This is a genomic window from Crossiella sp. SN42, from assembly GCF_023897065.1.
In the GTDB taxonomy this organism is placed as follows: Bacteria; Actinomycetota; Actinomycetes; order Mycobacteriales; family Pseudonocardiaceae; genus Crossiella.
This window is the reverse complement of record NZ_JAMHIV010000062.1, coordinates 26,134-32,311: the sequence shown is the minus strand read 5'-3', so window position 1 is coordinate 32,311 and position 6,178 is coordinate 26,134. Positions and strand designations below refer to the sequence as shown.

Annotated in this window: 3 protein-coding genes; 1 reads left to right on the top strand and 2 read right to left on the bottom strand. The window is 70.0% G+C overall.

Annotated elements, in window-relative coordinates; translation table 11 throughout:
* Nucleotides 1-410 precede the first annotated feature (410 nt).
* The gene (locus tag M8C13_RS43120) at nucleotides 411-1,667 is read right to left on the bottom strand and encodes a haloacid dehalogenase-like hydrolase (RefSeq protein ID WP_252486638.1); all 1,257 of its coding nucleotides are present in this window, start codon (nucleotides 1,665-1,667) and stop codon (nucleotides 411-413) included.
* 144 nt (nucleotides 1,668-1,811) lie between these two features.
* On the bottom strand, nucleotides 1,812-4,742 hold the full coding sequence (locus tag M8C13_RS43115) for a right-handed parallel beta-helix repeat-containing protein (protein ID WP_252486637.1): 2,931 nt from the start codon (nucleotides 4,740-4,742) through the stop codon (nucleotides 1,812-1,814).
* A gap of 221 nt (nucleotides 4,743-4,963) precedes the next feature.
* On the opposite strand from M8C13_RS43115, the gene M8C13_RS43110 reads away from it, so the two are divergent.
* Nucleotides 4,964-6,154 carry an ROK family transcriptional regulator gene (locus M8C13_RS43110; RefSeq protein WP_252486636.1) on the top strand — a complete coding sequence of 397 codons (1,191 nt, stop codon included), beginning with the start codon at nucleotides 4,964-4,966 and terminating at the stop codon, nucleotides 6,152-6,154.
* Nucleotides 6,155-6,178 lie beyond the last annotated feature (24 nt).

Here is a 6,178-nt window from a genome sequence, read left to right as displayed (position 1 = left end):
GACTATCGCGGGCGGGACTTTGAGGACACGACCTAGGTAGGCCGCGCCCTCCCCGTGGCCGAAGTTGAGGCCGATCAGGCAGTGCGTGATGAACACGGCGAGCGCGGCGATCGCGCGTAGTCCGGTCAGGGATTCGAGCCGGTCCGGCCGGAGGTCGGCGCGTGCGGGTGCGGCCATGGTTGTCTCCCACGGTGAGAATGGCGAAGTCCGCACATCCTTTACCCGCCGCACCGGTGGGGAGAATGCGTGTGGCGGCTTGGTGACAGCCGCCGGTGTCCCATTCTGCTGGTCGTCTTTCCGGCTTTCCCCGGATCAGCTCGGCCTATGGGTGACGCACGACGTCCACCGGCTGGCCTGCACCGGCCACAGCGCGGAGCCAATACTTCGGGCCGCGCAAATACGCATTTCTGTCAGCCGTGCGCCCGATCCGCCTGGTCGGCCACCACCGCGCCGTCCGCGCGCCGCAACGGGCCGCGGCTGCCGTCCGCGCGCACCGCGCCCGCGGTCGAGCAGGGGTACGGGCCGGACTTGGCGGGCAGCGGGTCGAGGAACATCGGGTTGGGCAGCCAGCGGCCGTCGGCGTTGTCGTAGGCCCGGCACATCAGCTCGGTCTTGTTGCGGTTGAGCGCCAGGTGCGCGCCGGTGGCATCGCCGACGAAGGTCACGTCGGTGTCCGCGTCACCCGCGCCGAGCGCGATCCGCCGCGTGCTGTCCTGCTGTTCCCAGGCGGCCGCGCCCTTGACCTGGAAGATCTCCTGGTTGACCACGCAGCGCTTGCCGTCGATGTAGGGCAGCGCGGCCGGGTCGCCGCCGCAGCCGAGCAGCTCGGCGGTCAGCCTGCCGTGCCGGGTCTGGCTGCGGATGCCGATGGTGTGCGCGCGGTCCAGGCCCACCCCGTCGGACCAGGCCTCGGCGATCGCCTCGGCCGAGGCGGAGACCACGTAGACCTCGAACCGGGCCGCCTTGAGCGTGCGGATCAGGTCCCGTTGCTGCGGATAGTAGCGGATGTAGCCGGCGATGGTGTGCGTGCCGACGGTCTGCTTCGCACCCACCGGCGCGCGCAGCTGCTCCGCGCGGGCCAGCCGGGCGAAAGCGGTCAGCGCCTGCGGGGTGTGCCCGGCGAACAGGGACGGGATCCAGCCGTAGGAGGGTTCGGTGCGCCGGTGGTTCCACTCGCCGGTGAAGGCGGCCGCGCCGCCCATGGTCCGGGACTTCTCCCTGATCTCCATGATCTCGTCGGCGCAGGCGGTGTTCCGCGAGGTGGGCAGCGGCCGCCCGGCAGGCACGGCGGTGCCGCAGGCCGCGGTCAGCGCCCGGTCCGCGGCGGGGGAGAGCCACTTGCTGGTCGCCAGCCAGCTCCGCGGCTGGAGGATCTTGTCGTGCTGGAGCGCCCAGGCCAGGGTGGCGTCGGTGATGTCGTTCTTGATCACGGTGTTGTCCCAGTCGAACACCGCCACCGGCCGCGCCCCGGACCGCCCGGCGCAGGAGCCGCGCTCGTCGATCATGCGCTGCAACCTGGCGCGGTTGTCGCCGTGCCAGGGCAGCGCGGAATCCAGCTGCGGGCAGTGCGCGCCCGGCCGAGGTGGCGCGGCCACCGCCTGGGCCGAACCGGCGAGCACGCTGGCCACCGTGCAGGACAGCACGGCCACGGTCTTCCACCACGTCATGGCCGACATCATTCCCCGCCGGTTTCCACCACCGCAATCAGCCTGTCCACTGTGGACTGAGAAGTCCCGATCGTCCGCTTCCTGGCGACATGGCCGCGCGGCCGGAACGCCGATCGTCCCGGCCGCGCGCGGTGAGCCGCCGGGTTACGGCGTCACCTTGATGTTGGTCAGCCCGGTGGTGGCGTTGCTGACCGTGTTGGAGGCGTACACCACGTTCGGGTTGTCCTTGCACTTGGACGTCGAGGTGACGCTGATGGCGTACTTGCCGACCCCGCCGAGGTCGGACCGGTTGTTCTGCCAGGTGTTGCCGCAGCCGTTGGCGAACGACGGGCTGCTGGACGGGTTGTGCGTCTCGTAGCCGTTGGCGAAGACACCGGGCTTGCTGAAGGTGCCGGTGTTGTTCTCGATCAGGTAGCCGGTGCCCTTGACGTCGACCCAGGAGTCAGCCGAGTTCTGGCCCTTGATCCCGGTGCCGTTGAAGGTGTTGCCGCGGATGACCCCGCCGCTGGTGCCCTCCTTGACGTCGATGTGCTCGGCCGCCACCTCCGGCCCGATCTGGTTGTCCAGCACGCTGACCCGGTCCGAGCGGTCCGCGCCACCGGTGTTGCCGTGGCACTTCCAGTTCGAGTTCGCCGAGCCGATGTAGACGCCTTCGCCGTAGCTGGGCTGGACCAGTCCGGCGTGCGTGATCCTGGAGTTCTTGATCACGCCGTCGGCCGAGGAACGGCGGAAGTGCACCGCCTCCTCGTCCACGTGGTGCACGTAGACCTGGTCCAGGGTCACGTGGTGCGAGTTGTCCAGGATGATGCCCTTCTTGGCGTCCTTGACCGTGAAGCCGGTCAGGTTCCAGTAGGGCGCGTTGAACAGCCACAGGCCGTAGCCGGAGTCCCAGCCCGCGGTGGGCACCGGGCAGGACGGCGCGGTGCCGGCGGGGCCGTCGTTGACCAGCACCGCGTTCGCCGGGCCGGTCAGGGTGATCCGGCTGGACGCGGTGCCCGCCTTGGTGGTGACGAACGAGCCGCGGTACTCACCGGCGGCCAGCCGGATGGTGTCGCCCGGCTTCGCGTTGGCCAGCGCCGCCTTGAGCTGCTCGGCGGTGGAGACGTCCACCAGCGCGCCCTGGGCCGCGTCCGCGCCGAAGGTGACCGTACGGCCGAGGTTCTTCAGGAACAGCGAGCCGGAGGAGTCGGTCCGGGAGGCGTTGACTCCGGAGTTGTTCTTGGTGAAGTCCACCGTCTCCCGGCTCGCCCAGTCCGGGATGGTGCTGCCGTTGGCGCTGAGGTGCTTGAACTTGCTGGCATCCGCGGCGTCCGAGCCGAACTGGAAGATCCGGTCCTGGTCGCCGTAGTACGGCTGGAACGGGCCGCCCTTGCTGGCCTGCTTGCTCATGTTGTTGCGGTAGAAGACGTTCTGCGCGCCGCTGGAGCCGGACCACTTGGCCGCCTTGGGACCGGCGGCCCACCAGATCGGGTACCAGGTGGAGTCATCCGGCGCGCCGCCACCCTCTTCCCCGCAGTTGCTCTTGCAGTTCTTGGACGCGTGCTCGAACGGCACGGTGACCTTGTTGTTCTCGAACAGGTTCCGGCGTTCCCAGCCGCCGTGCACGTTCAGGTCGGAGTCGAAGTCGTTGCCCACCACCACGTTGTTGGAGGCTGACCACTGGAAGGTGAAGTGCCGCAGGTTCCTGGTGGTGTTGTAGGCGTAGAGCGAGTCCCACACCCGCGAGCCGCGGAAGTAGCCGTTGCCGCCCTTGCCCTTGTTCCACGAACCGTCCAGATAGGACTCCTGGACCTGGATGTTCTTGGCGCTCTCGGTGACGATCGGGTGCGAGCCGGTCATCTCCGCGCCCACCCGGCGGATCCAGGTGTTGGCCGCCCACTTGAGCACGATGCCGTGCATCTCGTACTCCGGGGCCACGTTGCCGTAGTTCTGGGTGGCGTCGGCCTTGCTCACGTTGTACGTGCCGCCGCCGTGCTTGGGCATGCCGTTGAGTTCCTGGGTGATGGTCAGGTCCTCGATGCCCACGCCCTGCACCACCTTGAGCGGGGTGACCCGGCTCGGGTAGACCTTGCCCTCGATGGCGGGGGAGCCGTCGGCGGTGGAGTTGAGCGGGAGGTCGTACTCCAGCGGCTTGTCGATGGTGAGGTTCTTGCCCGCGGTGTCCACCGAGGAGATCTGGAAGATCTGCTGGCGCATGTGCAGGTTCATGTACTGCGCGGTGTTGGTCACGGTCTGCTGCTGGTAGAACTTGACCGTGTTGGCCGCGCCGACCCACAGGTAGCCGCCGACCTTGAACTTGCTCATATCGGCGTTCTTGGCCAGCTTGATGTCCTTGGCGCCCAGGGCCGAACCCTCGCGCAGCGGGAGGCCGGATGCCCAGTGCTGGTTGATGCTGCCTTCGAAGATGTCCTTGCGGTTGGCCGGGGCAAACTTGTGGTCCGCGGCGTACTTCGGTGACACCTCACGGGTCTGCACCCGCAGCAGGCCGCGGCCGGGCCACAGCCAGCCGCCCTTGCCCGCGCCGTGCACCATGCCGTCCTCGTCCCAGTCGCTGCCGTCCTCGGTCAGCGCGTCGTAACGGGTGTTGGCATCCGGCCGGAACACCAGCGAGGTCCTGCCCCGCCCGGCGCCCTTGATCAGCAGGTAGTCCGCGTCCACGCCAAGCTGGCGGGTCACGGTGATCCTGCCCTCTGGCAGGGTGATCGAGGACAGCTTGTTATACCCGGCACTCGGCGAGCACTGCGTGCGGATGTCGTCGATCGCCTTCTGCAGACCGGTGGTGGCATCGCTGCCGTCGGTCTTGACGCCGTACTGGGTGGCCAGTTCGGCGCTGGTGATCTGACAGGCGGCGTTGGGGTTCAGGTCGCCGGGGCCGGGCAGTGCGGCCCCGCCCCGGTAGCCCGCCTTGCTCCAGTCCGGCAGCCCGGCGATGGGGGCCCGCCGGTTGGCGCTGGTCAGATCGGGCAGGGCGGCCGCCGCGCTCGGGCCGGCCACGGCCGCGGGGGTCGTGCCCAGCGCGGACAGGGTGGTGAGGGTGAGAGCGGCAGCGGCGAACGCTGCCGTGAGACGTGACATCGGTGCTCCTGATGAATCTCGTTTGCGACGGGGCAGGGCGTCGTTGGCGGCGAGATGTATTCAGGCGACAGTTCGGCGTAACGTGGGCGAATAGTAAGGAAACTATCCTAACTTCAAAAGAGTAGACGGGCAAGAGGTTGGGCAAACCATTGCCCTTGACCGGTCAACCCGCCGCTCCGTACTGTCCGGTAAGTAAAGACTCTTTACCCCGGAGGATGCCCGTGACCAACCCCGTCCGGGGCACACCCGGCCTGATGCGGGCGATCAACGACCGCGCCACCCTGCGCGCGCTGCTGGAGTCCGGCCCGCTCACCCGGCCGGAGATCGTCGCGCTGACCGGCCTGTCCAAGCCGACCGCCTCCCAACTGCTGGTGCGCTTGCAACAGGCGGGACTGGTGGTGCGGGACGGCACCCGGTCCGGCCGCACCGGCCGCAGCGCGGAGGTCTACCGGATCAACGCCGCCGCTGCCGGGGTGGCCGCGATGGACGTGACCCCGGAACGGATCGCGGTCCAGGTCGCCGACCTCACCGGCACGGTCGTCGGCGAGGCCACCCTGCCCGCCGAGGCCGCCTCCGCCGCGCCGCTGGCCGAGCGCCTGCGTGCCGCGGTGGCCCTGGCTCAGCCGCCGGATGCGTTGAACCGCTTGGTGATCGGTGTGCAGGGCGCGGTCAACCCGGCCACCGGCAAGCTGGACTACGCCACCGACGACGACATGCCCGGCTGGGGCATCCCCGACCTCACCGCTGCGCTGACCGAGGCCCTCGGCCTGCCGGTGGTGGTGGAGAACGACGTCAACCTGGTCGCCCTGGCCGAACAGGCGCACGGCGTCGCCGCGGGCACCGCCGACTTCGTGCTGCTGTGGGCCGACGAGGGCCTGGGCGCGGCCCTCATGCTGGGCGGTCGCCTGCACCGCGGCGTCACCGGCGGCGCGGGCGAGGTCGGCTACCTGCCCGTCCCCGGCGCGCCCACCGCCCGCGAGGTGGGCCGCTTCGGCCACCACGGCTACCAGGCCCTGGCCGGCGGTCCCGCGATCGGCCAACTGCTGGCCGGGCACGGGATCACCGAGGCGGACTACCGCCGGTCCGTGGCCACCGCCGCCCGGCTGGCGGGTGCGGGTGACCAGCGGGCCGGGGCCGGGCTGCGCGAGGTGGCGGCGCGGTTCGCGCTGGGGCTGGCCGAGATCACCGCGGTGGTGGACCCGGGGCTGATCGTGCTGGCCGGGGGACTCTCGCTGGCCGGTGGGGAACCGTTGCGGGAGCTGGTGGAACGGGAGCTGCACGCGCTGACCATTCCGCGGCCGCCGGTTCGACTGTCCACTGTGGAGGGTAATCCGGTGCTGGCTGGCGCGCTGGACCTGGCGCTGGGGGCGGTGCGGGACGAGCTGTTCGGCGCGGCCATCCCCAGCGCCTGAGCCGGTGCCGCTCAGCATCTTTCG